At 48.1% G+C, this 17,619-nt stretch carries 15 protein-coding genes; all 15 read right to left on the reverse strand.

The window, feature by feature from the left end:
* Positions 1 to 6: 6 nt before the first annotated feature.
* The 15 genes from yfmH to JO375_RS18610 all read right to left on the reverse strand — a co-directional run bounded on the left by yfmH (position 7) and on the right by JO375_RS18610 (position 17,581).
* Positions 7 to 1,287 carry an EF-P 5-aminopentanol modification-associated protein YfmH gene (yfmH, locus tag JO375_RS18540; RefSeq protein WP_229525854.1) on the reverse strand — a complete coding sequence of 427 codons (1,281 nt, stop codon included), beginning with the start codon at positions 1,285 to 1,287 and terminating at the stop codon, positions 7 to 9.
* Between the two features lie 3 nt (positions 1,288 to 1,290).
* A complete protein-coding gene (gene yfmF / locus JO375_RS18545) occupies positions 1,291 to 2,571 on the reverse strand; it encodes an EF-P 5-aminopentanol modification-associated protein YfmF (protein WP_229525855.1) in 1,281 nt (426 codons plus the stop codon).
* A 161-nt stretch (positions 2,572 to 2,732) separates the two neighbouring features.
* Positions 2,733 to 3,575 (reverse strand): spore cortex-lytic enzyme, encoded by an 843-nt coding sequence (gene sleB / locus JO375_RS18550; RefSeq protein WP_229525856.1) that lies wholly within the window; start codon positions 3,573 to 3,575, stop codon positions 2,733 to 2,735.
* A gap of 220 nt (positions 3,576 to 3,795) precedes the next feature.
* Positions 3,796 to 6,483: an FtsK/SpoIIIE family DNA translocase gene (locus tag JO375_RS18555; protein WP_229525857.1), complete on the reverse strand. Its 2,688-nt coding sequence runs from the start codon at positions 6,481 to 6,483 to the stop codon at positions 3,796 to 3,798.
* A 103-nt stretch (positions 6,484 to 6,586) separates the two neighbouring features.
* On the reverse strand, positions 6,587 to 6,799 hold the full coding sequence (locus JO375_RS18560) for a YlzJ-like family protein (RefSeq protein WP_229525858.1): 213 nt from the start codon (positions 6,797 to 6,799) through the stop codon (positions 6,587 to 6,589).
* Positions 6,796 to 7,644: a ClpP family protease gene (locus JO375_RS18565; RefSeq protein ID WP_229525859.1), complete on the reverse strand. Its 849-nt coding sequence runs from the start codon at positions 7,642 to 7,644 to the stop codon at positions 6,796 to 6,798. The genes JO375_RS18560 and JO375_RS18565 overlap by 4 nt, the downstream gene beginning before the upstream one ends.
* Positions 7,645 to 7,872: 228 nt before the next feature.
* Positions 7,873 to 9,552, reverse strand: a complete 1,680-nt coding sequence (locus JO375_RS18570) for a ribonuclease J (protein ID WP_229525860.1) — start codon at positions 9,550 to 9,552, stop codon at positions 7,873 to 7,875.
* 267 nt (positions 9,553 to 9,819) lie between these two features.
* Complete coding sequence (dapA, locus tag JO375_RS18575) at positions 9,820 to 10,698, reverse strand: 4-hydroxy-tetrahydrodipicolinate synthase (protein ID WP_229525861.1); 879 nt, start codon at positions 10,696 to 10,698, stop codon at positions 9,820 to 9,822.
* A gap of 41 nt (positions 10,699 to 10,739) precedes the next feature.
* A complete protein-coding gene (gene dapG, locus JO375_RS18580; protein ID WP_229525862.1) occupies positions 10,740 to 11,957 on the reverse strand; it encodes an aspartate kinase in 1,218 nt (405 codons plus the stop codon).
* Between the two features lie 36 nt (positions 11,958 to 11,993).
* On the reverse strand, positions 11,994 to 13,031 hold the full coding sequence (locus JO375_RS18585) for an aspartate-semialdehyde dehydrogenase (protein ID WP_229525863.1): 1,038 nt from the start codon (positions 13,029 to 13,031) through the stop codon (positions 11,994 to 11,996).
* Between the two features lie 136 nt (positions 13,032 to 13,167).
* Positions 13,168 to 13,761: a dipicolinate synthase subunit B gene (locus JO375_RS18590; RefSeq protein ID WP_229525864.1), complete on the reverse strand. Its 594-nt coding sequence runs from the start codon at positions 13,759 to 13,761 to the stop codon at positions 13,168 to 13,170.
* Entirely contained in the window at positions 13,758 to 14,657 is a 900-nt protein-coding gene (gene dpsA, locus JO375_RS18595; protein ID WP_229525865.1) for a dipicolinate synthase subunit DpsA, read from the reverse strand. The genes JO375_RS18590 and dpsA overlap by 4 nt, the downstream gene beginning before the upstream one ends.
* 163 nt (positions 14,658 to 14,820) lie before the next feature.
* Positions 14,821 to 15,267, reverse strand: a complete 447-nt coding sequence (gene dut / locus JO375_RS18600) for a dUTP diphosphatase (RefSeq protein WP_229525866.1) — start codon at positions 15,265 to 15,267, stop codon at positions 14,821 to 14,823.
* The gene (locus tag JO375_RS18605; RefSeq protein WP_229525867.1) at positions 15,245 to 16,510 is read right to left on the reverse strand and encodes a M16 family metallopeptidase; all 1,266 of its coding nucleotides are present in this window, start codon (positions 16,508 to 16,510) and stop codon (positions 15,245 to 15,247) included. Before JO375_RS18605 ends, dut begins: the two co-directional genes overlap by 23 nt.
* 66 nt (positions 16,511 to 16,576) lie before the next feature.
* Positions 16,577 to 17,581 carry a polysaccharide deacetylase family protein gene (locus JO375_RS18610; RefSeq protein WP_229525868.1) on the reverse strand — a complete coding sequence of 335 codons (1,005 nt, stop codon included), beginning with the start codon at positions 17,579 to 17,581 and terminating at the stop codon, positions 16,577 to 16,579.
* Between the last annotated feature and the right edge of the window lie 38 nt (positions 17,582 to 17,619).

Genomic DNA, 17,619 nt, shown 5'->3' on the forward strand with positions numbered 1-17,619 from the left:
TGGGCATTACGGACTCACCACCAAAGATATTGCTAATTGATCCCACTGGATATGATCATTCAGACGGCGATTGATATCCTCCAGCGTAATGCTTTCATAAACCGGAAGCAATTGAAAAAAATCGCTATCCCGAAAGCGATGTCTTGTAAATTCATGCGCGATATTTTCGGGTGAGTTAAGTGTACGCAAATAACCGCCGATTTTCTTTTTGCGCGCCCGTTCAAAATGCTCTACCGAAAAGCCCTGCTGCTGGATTGACTCCACCTCTTCACGTATTCGTGCCAGCAGCCGATCCGGATCTTTGGTATCCCCGCCGATTGCAGAGAAGGCATACTGTGACGTACAGTTGTACTCATGGCCAAAACTGTCTGAAATCAAACCTTCATCGTAAAGTTTTTGATACAGCTGTGTACTGGAACCAAAAAGGAGCTCAAGCATCAGCTTGCTTTCCAGATCATGACGAAGCAATTGTTCACCTGTCAGGCCCACCCTGGCCTCTTTGAATCCAAACAGCAGCTTTGGCAGAGAAACCGCCAGCTTTACCTCACGACGTGGTTCTGCAACCGCGGCAGGCTCCCTATCAAAAATCCGCTCGATCTCTCCCTGCGGCTTATATTCCTTTTTCGCCTGATTGTTCCGCACCAGTTCCATTACTTCCGCCGCATCAACCCCACCGACCACAAAAAGAATCATGTTGCTCGGGTGGTAGAAAGCTTCATAGCAACGATAAAGCGTTTCCTTTGTAATCGTGCTGATGGATTGAACCGTACCTGCGATATCAATATGCACCGGATGAACCTTGTATAGTGCTTCAATCAGTCCAAAGTAGCTCCGCCAGTCCGGGTTGTCCTCATACATATTAATTTCCTGGCCAATGATGCCTTTTTCCTTTTCTACATTTTCATCTGTAAAATAAGGATGCTGCACAAAATTGATCAGAGTCGTCAAGTTTTCCTGAATACGCTCAGTTGCGGAAAACAGATATACAGTCTGATCAAAGCTCGTAAATGCGTTCGCTGAAGCCCCATTGGAAGAAAAAGTAGCAAAAATATCGCCTTCAGGCTCTTCAAACATTTTATGCTCCAAAAAATGGGCAATCCCGTCTGGTACCTTGATCGGCTGTTGGCCTTCCACACGGAAATGATTATCAACGGAGCCGTATTTGGTTGCAAATGTGGCGTACGTCTTCTGAAAACCCGGTTTGGGTAATACATAAACATGCAAGCCGTTATCCATTACTTCATAGTACAACGTTTCCTGCACACGTTCATAAAGTATGCGCTCCACCCGCTATTCCCCCTTCTGGTCTCTCAAGAAATAAATAGTGTCCAGTCGGAACGTCCGGGCGGCATCCTGAACATCCTGCACCTTGACAGCTTCCACCTGGCTCAGCAGCTCATCTACCGTCCGTTCTTTGCCGGAAAGCTGTCTGTTAAAATCATAGGCGATCATTTCAAAAGCGGAATCCTGCATTTCCTTTAGCAAGTTGCGAATCATCGCCTGCGTTTGCGTCATTTCCAGTTCGGTAATCGCTCCATTTTGCGTATCTTCCAATTGCTTGCGAATAATACTAACCGCTTTTTCATAATTAGGAATTTCAATCCCGGATTGAATCGTGCCAATGCCTTTATGCCCGTCATACCGCGATGAGGCATAATAGGCCAAGCTTTCCTTCTCCCGCACGTTGACGAACAGCTTGGAATGCGGATATCCGCCCAAAATTCCATTGTACATCAGGGCAGAAGCATAACGATCATCACCATACGTAATGGGGGTACGCAAACCCATGTTGAGCTTGCCCTGATTCACATCAAGCCGCTCAACCACCGTTTGGACATCACGCTCCACGGATTTGGGCTGCTCGGGAACATACCCTGCTTCCGCTGAACGGTTTAGCTGAAAATAACGGTCAACGTATTTCTCTATTTCATCCAGTGTCGTATCGCCCACAACGTATAAATCCATGCTGGCATGGTTTAGCCAGTCTCCATAAGCCTGATATAGACCCTGTGCATCTATGTTTTCCAAATCAGAGCGTTGACCGAGAGGATGCAGACGATAAGGCTCATCTTTACACATTTCCTCCATGCAGCGCTCAGCGGCATAACGCATTTTATCGTTAACGATGGATTCCAGCTTCTTTCTTACATTTTCTCGCTCCTGCTGGACATAGTCGGTTCGAAAAGTACCATTTTCCATGGCAGGCCTTGTTAATACTTCTCCGAGAAAAGCAAAGGAACGGTCCAGCAAGCTGTCCGGGCTGCTTACAAAGCTGTCATTAATCGTATCCATGCGAAATTGTACGATCTGATAATCTCCGCGTTTATAGATGTCGAATCCAAAGCCCGCCCCGTACAATTGCTCCAATTGTTCTCTGAATTGTGTCGTTTGGGGGAAAGATTCTGTACCTCTTCGCAATACGAAAGGTATCAGTCCGACTCGGGTTACGGTTTCCTCTCGAAGTGGAGTACCTGCATACAATGATATGGCAAACGTCTTAAAGCGTTTGGTCGGCAGCACATGAATCCTTAATTGTCTGCGCGTGCCACGCTCGAAACCTGTTATATTCAAGTCCAAAACTCCTTTGTGGCGTCAATTTCGTCCAGCCATTTTATTCACATGAACTGCTCTAGATCATTCTCCTGTAAAGAGGTAAAGTGTACCAATCTTTATTCTAACGATGCAAAAGCCAAGAAGCAACCGAAAGACAAGCTTCCGGCTGCTTCGACGGTTTACATGCAAAAAATATGCTGACCAATCGTCTTTACCTGCGGACGGCTCCAAATCCATTTGGCGGTGGCTGTTTTTGGGTTAAAATAATAGAGACAACCTCCGCTTGGGTCCCAGCCGTTTAATGCCTGACGCACTGCCTTCTGTGCAGTTTCATTCGGGGTGAGCCAGATTTGACCATCTGCTACAGCTGTAAAGGCCCCTGGTTGAAAAATTACCCCGGACGGTGTGTTTGGAAAATCGGGTGATTTGACCCGGTTCAAAATAACTGCCGCCACGGCAACTTGACCTTCAAACGGCTCGCCACGGGATTCACCATAGACCGCATTGGCCATAATTTTAAGATCATTTTCAGATAGCCCCATCGTGTTGGCCGATCCCATCGTTTCATCTGTTTGATCATTATTGGCCGCTGTCTGTTCTTGTGCGGAAGCTTGATTTTTACGGTGCAAAGGGGTTTCCGTCGGTTTCCAGTGAGGAGTAGCGTTTACCAGCTTCAGCTTTGTTTTCGCTCCAACCACTCCATCCGGAGTCATGCCAAATTCCTTTTGAAATCCTTTGACAGCCTTTAACGTACTGCTGCCAAACTGACTGTCCACCTGCGCGCCGAAAAAGCCGAGCAGCTTCAAGCGTGATTGCAGCTCATAAACATCCTGACCATATGAACCAAACTCAATCGCCTCTGAGCTAAATGTCGGCTGAGAAGGCTGCGCCGATTGTACTTTCTGCTGTGCACTGAGCGGCTCAGCTTGCCGGTGTGCAGAATCATTTTTAAAAAGCCCTGTGTACGTAATCGCCGAGGCTACAAGAATACCTGTGCAAATCCAGATCATTGTCTTTTTCATATGCTGCGCTCTACCTTTCTTTTGTGGGATTAACAGGATGGCTACGTTTATTATGACAAGCTCTGCTTGAAGCTATTCACCCTTTTAATCTTCTTTGAGCAGGCAGGCGTTACTTCGGGAAAAAAGCACAAAAAAACGCTGTCTGTACGAATGGAGCGGCGAATTGAAGCCCCGAATGTGCAAACAGCGATTTCATGTAGTTCTGGATAAAAGCTAATGATTATGAGCTAGCTTTATTTTGCTGATATTGCTCTATTGAAATAAGCACCTCGCGAGGTTTGCTGCCCTCATAAGGACCAATCACTCCGCGAGCCTCCATGGAATCAATCAGCCGGGCAGCGCGTGTATAACCGATCCTCATCCGTCGCTGCAGGAGAGATACCGAGGCCTGCTTGGCCTCGAGAATGATGGTAACGGCCTGATCATACAGCTCATCCAGCATTTCATCTGCATCAGCCGATACCTCTTCCACCTCCGGTACCAGTGTTTCATCATACTGCGCTTCACCTTGTTCACGCACATAGTTCACGATGTTCTCCACTTCCTGATCACTCATGAACGCCCCCTGAACACGAACCGGCTTGGAAGCTCCCATTGGCATGAACAGCATATCCCCGCGTCCGAGCAGTTTCTCAGCTCCTCCCATATCCAATATGGTACGGGAATCCACCTGCGAAGAGACACCAAAGGCAATACGTGAAGGAATATTGGCTTTAATGACCCCAGTGATTACGTCAACCGAAGGTCTCTGCGTTGCAATGATCAGATGAATACCTGCGGCACGTGCCATTTGGGCAAGGCGTGCAATGGCATCCTCCACATCTCCCGCAGCCACCATCATCAGATCCGCCAGCTCGTCCACAATGACGACAATGTAAGGCAAAAAGGCAGCCGGATTATCCTTCATCAAATTGTTGTAGCCTTCAACGTTACGAGTTCCTGATTTGGAAAATAACTCATAGCGTTTTTCCATTTCAACCACGACTTTTTTCAACGCAAGTGAGGCACGCTTTGGATCAGTCACGACTGGAGCCAACAAATGCGGAATTCCGTTGTACACGTTCAACTCCACCATTTTGGGATCGACCATCAGGAATTTAACCTCATCCGGCTTTGCCTTGTACAGGATACTTGTGATAATCCCGTTAATACACACGGATTTACCAGAGCCCGTTGCACCGGCGACGAGCAAATGGGGCATCTTGGCTAAATTCCCGACAATGGTCTGCCCTGCAATATCACGTCCGAATGCAATGGACAAATTGGAAGCTGACTCCTGGAAAACGGTCGTTTCCATAACTTCACGCATGGTAACGATGGAAACTTCATTGTTCGGGACCTCAATTCCGATAGCGGATTTACCGGGGATCGGAGCTTCCATACGGATATCTTTTGCAGCAAGTGCAAGCGCAATGTCATCCGTCAGGCTCACAATCCGGCTAACCTTCACACCAATGTCCGGCTGAATTTCATAACGCGTTACGGCAGGCCCACGGACAACCTCCAGCACTTTCGCCCGCACACCAAAGCTTTCCAGCGTTGCCTCCAGCTTGCGTGCTGTCTGCATATAATCCTTTTGCCCCATGCCTTTGCCTGCGCTTTGCGGTTTGGCAAGCAAACGAAACGACGGGAGCTTATACGGCTTGGGTGGCGGTGAAGCAGGAACGGCTGCACCGGAGCCTTCCGTCTCTTCACCTGTCAACCCGGTTGCAGTCGTCTGAACGTGCCCTTCAATTCTTTCGACCGTACCCTGCGTCACGTCTACATTGTCCATATCTGTTCGCAAAGCGGCCTCCGTGAGGTTACTTTCCGAGAAGCTAGCATCCAGCGGTTCATGATAAGCCTCGCCCGTCTGCTCTGTTCCTACCCCAGACTCCTCCGATCCAGCTTCCGATTTTCTTTCCTCATGCTTCACTTGTTCAAAGAAGTCCCGAATAATCGGTGACCTTTTCACCGGAGTTGAAGCTTCCTCCTCTGCATGTTCGACCACATCAGCTCGCTCTTCCCCCTGGTTTTCATATCCCCACCTAGGTAGTGCAGCCTCGGCTTCATATGGAAGCCCCTGCTCCTCCTCATCCCCATGGGCGGAAAATAGTTCCTTGTCCGTTTTATCTGATTTTTTGAGGCCAAACAACTGAAAGAAAATCGGTTGCTTGCGCGCCGACGGCTGTCTTTCATCAAAGTCATCATCCATATCCTCCTCATAGGCAGGAATGGGCTCGGATTTGACTTTTCTATTGCCTTTGCCAGAAGCCGAAAGTGGAGTCGCTTTTCCATTCCACTTTTTCCGCACGCTCCCCCCTGCTGTCAGCAGCTTGGTCCGTACAATCCGCACCAGATCCACATAAGACAGCTGGGTCAGCAGCATGAAGCAAATCACAAACATCACAATCATAATCAGCTTGGCCCCAGTAAGTCCAAACAGCCACAACAAAACGATAAGCTGCAATGCGCCCACGTACCCGCCGCTGATATCCTTGCTCAGCATTGAGGTATGACCTTCCCTGTCAGGCGACAGCAGTTGCTCACGCATATCTATATGTATTTGGCTCATCACCCCGCCCGGCTGAAGCGCATGAATTGGCCCCAAACGCTGCTCCATAGACGAAATAGAACTCATAAGTGTAAAGGCAAATACCAGCAGCAGCAATCCCGTTTTACGTGAGTTCCACTGGTTCGGCCATTTTCGATGAATCATCACCATCAGACCGTAATAAATACCGATCAATGGGATAACAAAAAAGAATTTTCCCAGTACGAGTCCGAACATTTTAGATAGCGATCGACCTACTGCCGCTTCACCCGACAACGCAATGACTGCCAATGTAATCAGCACAATGCCGTAAATTTCATATTTAAGAACTCCGCCAAACACGGCTTTCTTTTTCTTTTTTCTTCTTCTGGACATACAAGGTCACCCCCCAGAAGAATATTATACCACGTCATCGGGTATCCGCACATATGTTCTTTTCCTGCAATAAACGACCGATTTTCGTCCTATTCGACACCTTCTACGACCACTCGATCACTTGTCCTGGTTCATAACGCGGATTCAGGTAGGCTTCCAGCGGACATTCCAGCAATCGGACAATGATTCCACGACGGCTTTCAAGCGGCTGAACCTGCATAAGCAGACCATCCACCCGAACCTCTGCAAGCGCTTCTGGCTCCTTCCACATCCCCTCCCACACCATTTCCATTGGCATTACCGTATATAGGGTCATTGGGGCAGCTCCTTATCACGCTCACCTGAAATCGTCTCGGCAGGACTACCTGCAGCATTAGGTGGAAAAGGAGTTAACGGAGCCTGCTGCTGAGCCCCTGGCAGCCCGTTTTGCTGGCGGCGTGTCTCAATGATGGCATTCAACTGTTTCATTGCCTCTCCAATGCCACCAACCGCATCTATCAAGCCATATTTTACTGCATCAGCTCCACCAACTGCTGTGCCGATATCGCGGTTTAGCTCCCCGGTTTTGAACATGAGTTCCTTGAACTTCTCTTCTGTGATCCGGGAATGGGAAACGACAAACCGCACGACGCGCTCCTGCATTTTTTCCATGTATTCAAATGTTTGCGGGACCCCAATGACCAGGCCGCTCATCCGAATGGGGTGAATGGTCATTGTTGCACTCTCTGCAATATAGGAATAAGTGGATGACACGGCAATAGGTACACCGATGCTATGGCCCCCGCCAATGACGATGGTCACCGTTGGTTTACTCATGGAGGCGATCATTTCTGCAATAGCCAGTCCTGCTTCTACATCACCGCCAACTGTATTCAGCAATATCATTAAGCCTTCAATCCGGGGATTTTGCTCTGCTGCTACCAGTTGAGGAATAATGTGCTCATATTTGGTTGTTTTGTTTTGCGGCGGTAAAATCAGATGTCCTTCAATTTGACCGATAATCGTCATGCAGAAAACATTGGATTCACTCCCCGGCATGGAGGTTTGTCCCAGCTGCTGCAAGGCCTCCATAGCAGGTAAAGCAGGTCTTTGCCCCACTTCGGGTTGATCCGGAGTTGCTGTTTCCTCGTTGCCAGATGACAGGTTACTATATGGTTTCATATGGGTGATCTTCCTTTCGCTTTACGCATCTATGTGACCCGTATTCACCCTCTAGTATGGGATGGCCATGGAATATTTTATACTCATCCCCATGCTTTTCCTCAGCAGCAAAATCAAAAAAAGCCTCTCCTCCCGCGGAAACCGTCCAATATTTCCAAAGGGAAGAGAGGCGACTGTGTGCCTGTGACTACGTTTTTAATTCAGGTTTTCTAACAAATTTCAATTGGCTCACACTTCCATTATAATTGGCAGGATCATCGGTCTGCGACGAGTTTGCTCGTACAAGAAGCGACCCAGTGCATCCTTGACATTTGTTTTGAGAGAAGCCCATTCATTTACATTTTCACTCATGAGCTTGTGCAGCGTACTTGAGACAATACGATTAGCTTCATCCAGCAAACCTTCCGATTCACGGACATATACGAAACCACGGGAAATGATATCAGGTCCTGATTTAATCGTACCGTCTTGCTTGCTCAGCGTAACCACGACGACCAGAATACCGTCCTGTGACAGCAATTTGCGGTCACGCAATACGATATTACCTACATCCCCTACACCCAGTCCGTCGATTAGAACGTTGCCTGCTGTAACTTTACCAGCTCTGCGCGCACTGCCATTCTGAATTTCAATCACTTCACCGATGTCTGTAATGAAGATGTTTTCAGAATCGATGCCAACTCCTTCGGCCAGAAGGGCATGACGTCGTTGCATTCTAAACTCACCATGGATAGGCAAGAAGAATTTAGGTTTCATCAGGTTCAACATCAGCTTGAGTTCTTCCTGACTTCCGTGTCCGGAAACATGGATACCCGGATTAGCTGCGCTGTAGTATACATTGGCGCCTAAACGGAACAATTCATCAATCGTGCGGCCTACATATTTTTCATTGCCAGGTACCGGCGTAGCTGCGATAATGACCGAATCGCCTGGAAGAATATCCACTTTACGGTGGGTGGAACGAGCCATCCTAGTCAAAGCGGACATAGGCTCGCCCTGACTGCCTGTGCAGAGAATAACGACGCGATCTGCTGACATCTTGCCAACTTCTTCAGGCTCGATCAGCATTCCGTCTGGAATCTCCAGATAACCCAGATCAGCAGCGATTCCTACGACATTCACCATGCTGCGGCCGATAACTGTTACCTTGCGCCCTGTCGCTTCCGCAGCATTGATAACCTGCTGAATGCGGTGTACGTTGGAGGCAAAAGTTGCTACGACCACACGCTGTCTCGACTTGCGGAAAATATCCTCCAGCACGATGCCAACGCTCTTTTCCGAAGGTGTAAAGCCCGGCTTTTCCGCATTGGTACTGTCTGACAAAAGAGCCAGTACGCCACGCGCACCGATTTCAGCCATACGCTGTAAATCCGCATACTGTCCATTTACCGGAGTATGATCGAACTTGAAGTCACCTGTATGAACAACTGCGCCTTCAGGAGTATCAATGCAGATCCCTACCGAATCCGGAATACTGTGATTCGTTTTGAAGAATGTTACCTTCAGCGTGGAACCCAGTTTGATTTCAGAGTCAGCATTGATCAAAATACGTTTGGTTTCGCCAAGCAGATTCGCTTCCTTCAGCTTGTTCTCCACCAACCCCAGCGTCAATTTGGTACCATATACAGGCACATTCAAATGTTTCAGCACGTAAGGCAAACCACCGATATGGTCCTCATGACCATGAGTCAGCACAATGCCTCTTACTTTGTCGCGGTTCTCTGTAAGGTAGGAAATATCAGGAATAACGATATCAATGCCAAGCATGTCCTCTTCCGGAAATTTCAAGCCGGAGTCCACCACGACAATGTCATTGCCGTATTGAACGACATACATATTTTTCCCGATTTCACCGACGCCGCCCAAAGCGAAAATCATCAATTTATCGTTGTTTGTTTTTTTAGACAAATGAATCTAAACCTCCTATGGTAGTTGGACGTCGTACCTTGATTTGTTTATTTAATTTTCAAAAAAATACCGCACCCAGTCACTTGACCCCATTATACATGATTAAAATACGAAAAAACAAGTCATCCTGTCGTCACGCTAGGTTTCCCCTTGCCAACTTAAACAATTAATCCCTGTCTGTTTGGCTATATTCTAGATCATAGGACAGCAAAAAAGGACGTTCGTATAGAACGCCCTTCATGGGTAAAGATGTCGTCAGGTCGTAAATCAATTCAATAGCTGCTTGATAAATTCCGCTTCGTCCTCGGTAGGAGGAATAAGCGGCAACCGAACCGAACCTACTTTTACATTCCGCAGTTCCAGCGCGTATTTTACAGCCACTGGATTGGGCAACGGATGAGGACAGCTAAACAAGCCCTTGAAAATCGGGAACAATTGCTGATGCAGCTTGGCTGCCTCCTGCGCACGTCCTTCCACAAGCGCATCAATCATTTGCTTCATTTCTGTCCCTACTACATGGCTGGCTACGCTAATAATACCATATGCGCCTACAGCCATCGCAGGCAATCCGGAAGCATCATCCCCGGAATAAACCACAAAGCCTTCCGGAGCTGCTGCAGCAATCTGTGTGACCTGCGCGAGTGATGCACATTCTTTGGTTCCCACAATATTCGGAATTTGCGCAAGCCGCAGTGTTGTTTCAGCTGTCAGATTCGCTGCAGTGCGGCTTGGAACATTGTAAAGGATAACCGGAAGGGATGTAGAATTGGCAATGCTTGCAAAATGCTGATACATCCCTTCCTGATTCGGTTTATTATAATAAGGTACTACCAATAACACACCGTCTGCCCCTGCCTGCTCCGCTTCGCGGGTCAAATGAATGGAATGACGTGTATTATTACTTCCGGTTCCGGCAATGATTTTGCATCGTCCGGCTGCTTTTTCTGCAACAAATGCAAATAGCTTGATTTTTTCCTCATCACTCAACGTAGGGGACTCGCCTGTTGTCCCTGATACAACAAGTGACTCTGAATGTTGTTCTTCTATTAAATAATCAATCAACGAGGACAATGCAGTCCAGTCAATCTCTCCTTGCTGATCAAAAGGTGTCACCATTGCGGTAATCAGTCTGCCGAAGTTCACCATGCTGCCTCCTTTTTTTCCAAAGTCCAAGCACGGACATGCGCCTACTGATGGAGTTCAAATTTATTATGCAGTGCACGTACAGCCTGCACCATATCATCTTTTTTTACAAGCACCCATATGGTCGTGTTGGAATCGGCTGATTGAAGAATCTGTACATTTGATTCTGCCAATGCCTCTACAATCGTCGCCATAATGCCCGGTACCCCGTTGATACCGCCACCTATAACCGAAACCTTAGCGCACCCGGCCAGAATCTTAGGCTCCAGGCCCAAACCGTTCAATACTTCAACCGCTTTGCCTCCATCATGATCGAATACGGTGTAAACCGCCCCGGACGGAGTGACATTAATGAAATCGACACTGATTCCATTCCCGGCCATGGATTTGAATACTTGCAGCTGCAAATGTTCCAAACCTGGCTTGAATTCTACTGTAATTTGAGTGACATTGCCCACATACGCAATACCGGTCACGAAACGGTCTACGATGTCTGCCTCCACATCCTTAAAGCCTTCAGGGTGTGTAACCAGCGTACCTTCCCCATCGGAGAAGGTGGAGCGAACACGAACCGGTATATTCGCCTGCATCGCGATTTCAACAGCACGCGGATGAATAACCTTTGCTCCCTGATGAGCCATATTGCAAATTTCCGTATAGCTAACATGTGAAAGCGGCTTGGCATTTTCTACAATGCGCGGGTCAGCAGTCAATATGCCGTTTACGTCCGTATAAATATCAACGATATCCGCATGCAGAGCAGCACCCAAAGCAGTAGCTGATGTATCGCTGCCTCCCCGGCCTAGCGTAGTCAAATCACCTTGTGCTGTCTGTCCCTGAAAGCCTGTCACAATCACAACCCGGCCTCGGTTCAGTTCTTCTACAATACGATCCGGCTTTATATCCAAAATACGAGCATTGCCGTATTGATCATCCGTAATAAAACCTGCCTGTGCCCCAGTCAGCACCGTGGCAGGAATACCTTCGTTCTCCATTAGGCTGCACAATGTAGCAGCAGAAATGATTTCACCGCAGCACAGCAGTAAATCCCGTTCGCGCTTCGGAAGACTGTCGCCGTTAGACGCTGCCCAGTCAAGCAGCGTGTCCGTAGCATAAGGCTCTCCTTTCCGCCCCATTGCCGACACCACAACAACCAGTTGAACATTTTGTTCCAGTTCACGCTTCACATGTCCCAGCACCAGTTGTCGAGCTTCAGGTGTGGACAGCGAGGTTCCCCCAAATTTTTGTACTAAAATACCCATCATTTTTCCCCCATCTTACTCCCTGCCTTGGGAACGTTACTCCGCATTTGCAGCAATAATCTCGGCGATTTGCACCGCGTTCCATGCCGCTCCCTTGAGCAGATTGTCGGATACAACCCACAAATTCAATCCACGGCTATTGCTCAAATCACGGCGTACACGCCCTACGAATACGTCAGGTTTTCCCGCAGCTTCGGATGCGAGCGGATAGAGCTGGGCAGCAGGATCGTCTACCAGCGTTACTCCGGGTGCCGAAGCCAGCAGGTTGCGCACTTCCTCCAGATCATAATCTTTTTTAAGCTCTACATAGACAGATTCTGAATGACCATATACGACAGGAATACGTACACACGTTGCTGTTACATCAACAGATTCGTCACCTAATATTTTTTTCGTTTCACGTACCATTTTCATTTCTTCCAGGGTATAACCGTTGTCCTGGAATTTATCAATTTGCGGGATTGCATTGAAAGCGATCTGATGCTTCACCGGCAACGAACCTACCGGCAGCAGGTCAGGCTTAACTTCTTCACCGCTAAGAATGGCTGCGCTTTGACGATTCAGCTCATCGATGGCACGGCTTCCGGCACCGGATACGGCCTGATATGTGGATACAATAATACGGGAAATGCCATACTTATCATATAATGGTTTCAAAGCAGCTACCATCTGGATGGTGGAACAGTTCGGATTGGCAATGATACCCTGATGTTCAGCAATTTTGTCGCTGTTCACCTCAGGTACTACAAGAGGAGCTGTCGGTTCCATTCGGAATGCATTCGTGTTGTCAATGCAAACTGCCCCATGACGAACAGCATGTGGCGCCAGTTCCTTACTTACGTCTCCACCTGCACTAAACAAGGCAATGTCGATTCCTTCAAAGCTGTCAGGGGTGGCAATCTCTACTGGAATTTGCTGGCCTTTAAAGCTAATTAACGTGCCGGCAGAACGAGGCGAAGAAAGAAATTTGATTTTGTCCACAGGAAAATCTCTGCTTCCCAGCAGATTTACGATTTGTTCTCCTACAGCGCCTGTCGCTCCAACGACAGCTACATTAAACTTTCTATTGCTCATCTAGTGTATCTCCCCTTCTCGACTAAAAAAACCTTTTTTATTCTGAAAGCATCCACCGCCAGCAAGAAATTAGATCCGATGCATGATCGAATCATCTTCTAGGGCGAGGGATGCTCAGCAGTTGACTATCAGTACTTCATGGGGTCTTACGTTCCACAATCATGGGCTGAAGCTGTCTGCCCTGCATGGCTTCGTATGCAGCCTCAGGAATCAGTTCCATATTAGCCACAAGCGAGTTCGGCTTTTTAAATGGATTGTCCTGCCCGAACGGCACAAAAAAGATGTTTTTGGCCACTAGTAACTTGGCGATATTGGCAGCATTCAGGCCCAGTCCATCATTGGTAGATACGGCCAAAAGAAGCGGACCACCATTGCGAAGTTGCGCCTTGGCAGCCATTAAAACCGGACTGTCGGTCATCGCATGCGCCAGTTTGCTCATCGAATTTCCCGTCAAGGGTGCAATTACCAGCACATCGAGCATTTTGGAGGGTCCCAGTGGTTCAGCCTCCACAATTGTAGAAATGATATCATTCCCTGTTATATCTTTCAACTGTTTTTGCCAACTGTGCGAAGTGCCAAAGCGGGTATCCGTTGTTAGTACCGTATTGGATATAATGGGAATAACCTTAGCGCCTTCATTAACAAAGCGCTGTATAACAGGCATTACCTCTTCAAATGTGCAATGTGAGCCTGTAATTGCATAACCTACTGTTTTCCCTTGCCAACTCATCGTGCATCCCCCCGCTCAGGATTATCTTCCATTAACAACTGCACCAGCGTATTCGCTATAATGGCACCAGCAGTTTTGGGAGCAACAATACCGGGAAGTCCGGGGGCAAGCATAGCCGTGATTCCACGTTTTTCTGCATAGCGGAAGTCACATCCGCCCGGGGCGGAAGCCAGATCAATAATCACGGTACTCAGTGGCAACTTAGACAGGATTTGCGCTGTGATAATCATAGAGGGTATCGTATTAAAAATCAAGTCAACTCCCTGTGTCTCACCCGCTAAATCCCTTGTCATAAAAGGCTTCCACCCCATTTCTACCGCTCTTGCCGCATCCTCTGCCCGCCGCACTCCAACCTTCACTATTCCTCCCAATCCCTGCAGTGCCCTTGCCATGGTAAATCCAGTCCGCCCCATTCCCAGAACCATACAATTGGCACCATGAATTGTGAAATCTGTATGCTGAATGGCCATCACCAATGCGCCTTCGGCCGTAGGTATGGAGTTGTATATGGCCACATCGTCTCTTTTGAGCAGTTCCACCAGCTTCAGGTCGTGTCTGATACAAATTTCTTTTAAGTATGTCCGCGCCATTCCTGTATACACGACACAATGCGGTGGAAGCGCGGCGGCATGCTCATTCAAAAATTGGAGCTTTTGCGTACTGAAAAGTGCACTCACATTCCCTTCCTCATCGCATCCCACAACTGGCAAAAACAATGCGTCTGACGATTCCAGCAGCTTGGCTGACAATGTCTCATGAGATACTCCCTTGAGTGGTACTTCCAGTTTGTCAAAGCCGACTACACTGACGGTGGCATCCATTTCCACACATTTGCGAATGACTTCAAGTTGCCTTGCATCGCCACCCAAAACAACGATGCGTATTCCTGTTAGCATCCGGATCACTCCTTTCCGAGACACGATATGTTTTAGTCTATGCACTCGCCCGGAAAAGAGTGAAAAAACAAAAAAGCTGCCCCTTAGAAAGGACAGCTCTAATATACTTTTGATTAAATCTCAAAACTGGCAATTGCGTTGCAATCAAAAAAGAATTACAGACTCATCGCCCTGTATGGCCAAAGCCCCCAGCACCACGTACAGTTTCAGACAAATGATCTACCTGCTTCAGCTCCACCTCAGGCACAGCCTGAAATACCATTTGCGCAATCCGTTCATTACGTGTAATTGTGAATGATTCCTCACCCAAATTAATAAGCAGTACCTTAATCTCCCCACGGTAATCCGCATCAATCGTCCCCGGTGTGTTCAGACAGGTAATACCATGCTTGAGAGCCAGTCCACTACGCGGACGGATCTGTGCCTCCAGCCCCGCCGGCATCGCTATTGCAAATCCGGTTGGCACGAGGCAGCGTTTGCCCGGTTCCAGTACCAGCTCCTCCTCTACCGCTGCATACAAATCGAACCCCGATGCAAGTTCTGACATTTTACGAGGCAGCTCAATATCTTCGTTGCCCTCTAGTCTCTTAATTTCCACGTAAGTTAACAAAATAGTCCCTCCTCATATTTCTAACCGCTGAATCGCTGGCTCCGACCATCGACAGGGCAAACGGCTGTGAAAACATCCGGTCCAGCACTTGGTTTACATCGTCGGACGTCACTCGCTCAATGTGTTCGATCATTTGATCCAGCGTATAATGCTGGCCCAGCATCAACTCATTTTTTCCAAGCCGGTTCATTCGGCTGCCTGTACCTTCCAGGCTTAGTATCAAGCTTCCTTTTAGCTGCTCCTTGCCTTTATGAAGCTCATTGGCGTCCAATCCATGGATAGCGACATCCCTTAGCAGCTCCAATGTCAAATCCAACACTTCCTTCGTCTGCTTGGGCGCCGTACCTGCATAGATCGTGAACAAACCGCTATCTGCATGCGAGCTATGATAGGAATAAACCGAATAAGCCAGTCCGCGCTTTTCTCGAACTTCTTGAAACAAACGTGAGCTCATGCCGCCGCCGATCGCGTTGTTCAGCAGGACCATAGCATACTGGAGATCGTCGCCAGTTGCAAATCCAGGCAGGGATAAGCAAATGTGATTTTGCTCCGTTGCTTTCTCGTAGTACAGCAGCTCACCGTTAAACGCAGGCATTGTCAAAGGCGAATCGGTTCCATGATTATCAAAATGTCCAAAATGCCGTTCCAGCAATTCGATAAGACGCTCGTCCACATTCCCGGCCACACTAATAACGGTATTATCTATGGTATAATGTTCCTTCATGTATTGACTGAGATGTGAGCTGTCCATCGCCAGCAGATGTCCTTCGGTTCCGAGAATTGGGTAGGCCAGTGGATGTTCACCATAGGCTGCCTGCGATACCAGATCATGCACCATATCATCCGGTGTGTCCTCGTACATGGAGATTTCCTCAAGGATCACATTTTTCTCTCTTGCCAGTTCATCACGCTCCAATTTGGAATGAAAGAACATATCAGACAACACATCAACCGCAATCGGCAGATGCTCATCCAGCACTTTGGCATAATAACAGGTATATTCCTTCGAAGTGAAAGCATTGACATTTCCTCCGATGGCATCGAATTGCTCAGCAATTTCCTTGGCGCTAAAACGCTCTGTTCCTTTGAAAAGCATATGTTCAATAAAATGAGAAATACCGCTATTGTTCGGTGTTTCATTGCGGGATCCGGTTTTAACCCAGATGCCAAACGAAACAGAACGCACGGTTGGAATTTTTTCAATGACCACCCTTAGGCCGTTTTTGAGTTGAATTCTTTCCACGATTGGCCCTCCTAAACTAAATTGCATACTTAGCCATAATGTTCAATCCTAACAGAAAAAAGCCATTCACTCAACCGGAACAGGAAGCTGCCGGTCAGGTGAGAGCGTCTGACTGACAGTTCCTGGCGCGAGCCCCTTACTCCGAATGGCACGAATCATGCCTTTGAGCGCCGCGGATGAGGAATCGGTCGGGTGCATCAATATCAGGGAGCCTGATTCAACCTTGCTGCTGATTTTTTGAACTACCGAGTCCGGTGCCGGATGCTTCCAATCTACGGTGTCCAATGTCCACAGTACTGTTTTGAGCCCGAGTTCTGCAGCCAGATCAACGGTTTGCTGATTAAAATCACCTGACGGCGGGGCAAACCAGCTGTTTTTCACACCCAAAGTTTCGTGAAGGAGCTTTTCCGTCTTTTCAATTTCTTGGGTGGCCCTTGCCCGGCTCAGACGGCTCATATCGGGGTGAGAGTAGGCATGATTGGAAAGCTCATGTCCTCTTTTTTGAATCTCCTTGGCGAGCTCAGGATTTTTTTTCAGCCAGCTTCCATCCAGAAAAAACGTAGCCTTGACCTTTTCTTCATCCAGCGTGTTCAGGATCGGCACGATATACTCGTTTCCCCAGGCCACATTGACCATGAAGGATACCATCGGCTTTTCGGGATTTCCCCTGTAAATCGGTACATTCCCAAGCTGGTTCAAATGCACTTTGGGTGCTAATTGCCGATATACATACTGGATTGGGCGGTCTGGGGCCGCAACCGCTTTGCGGTAGGTCGCATCCAGATCAACCTCCAGTCCGTTATACCCCGGAATAGCCTTCCATACTCTGTCGACTCTGGCATCCACTGGTTCACGCCGCTGCCGGGCTGCTTCAGTACGCAGTCGCTGCATAAGCGCATTTTCAGGTAATGCCGCAACCGCCATCGTTGTTGCAGCCTCAGGCTCACTGGCGCCTGAACCTTGCACGTCGCGTAATTGATCAATGTAATCACGAACTCCACTAAATTGCCCGATGATCAGCGTGATGGCCAAGCTGGCTACAATCCACACCGCTCTCTTTGCCCTTCTCATGTTCCATTCATCCTCCCGCCCGTTTGTCCACATTGTAT

Source organism: Paenibacillus farraposensis (genome assembly GCF_020736845.1).
In the GTDB taxonomy this organism is placed as follows: domain Bacteria; phylum Bacillota; class Bacilli; order Paenibacillales; family Paenibacillaceae; genus Paenibacillus; species Paenibacillus farraposensis.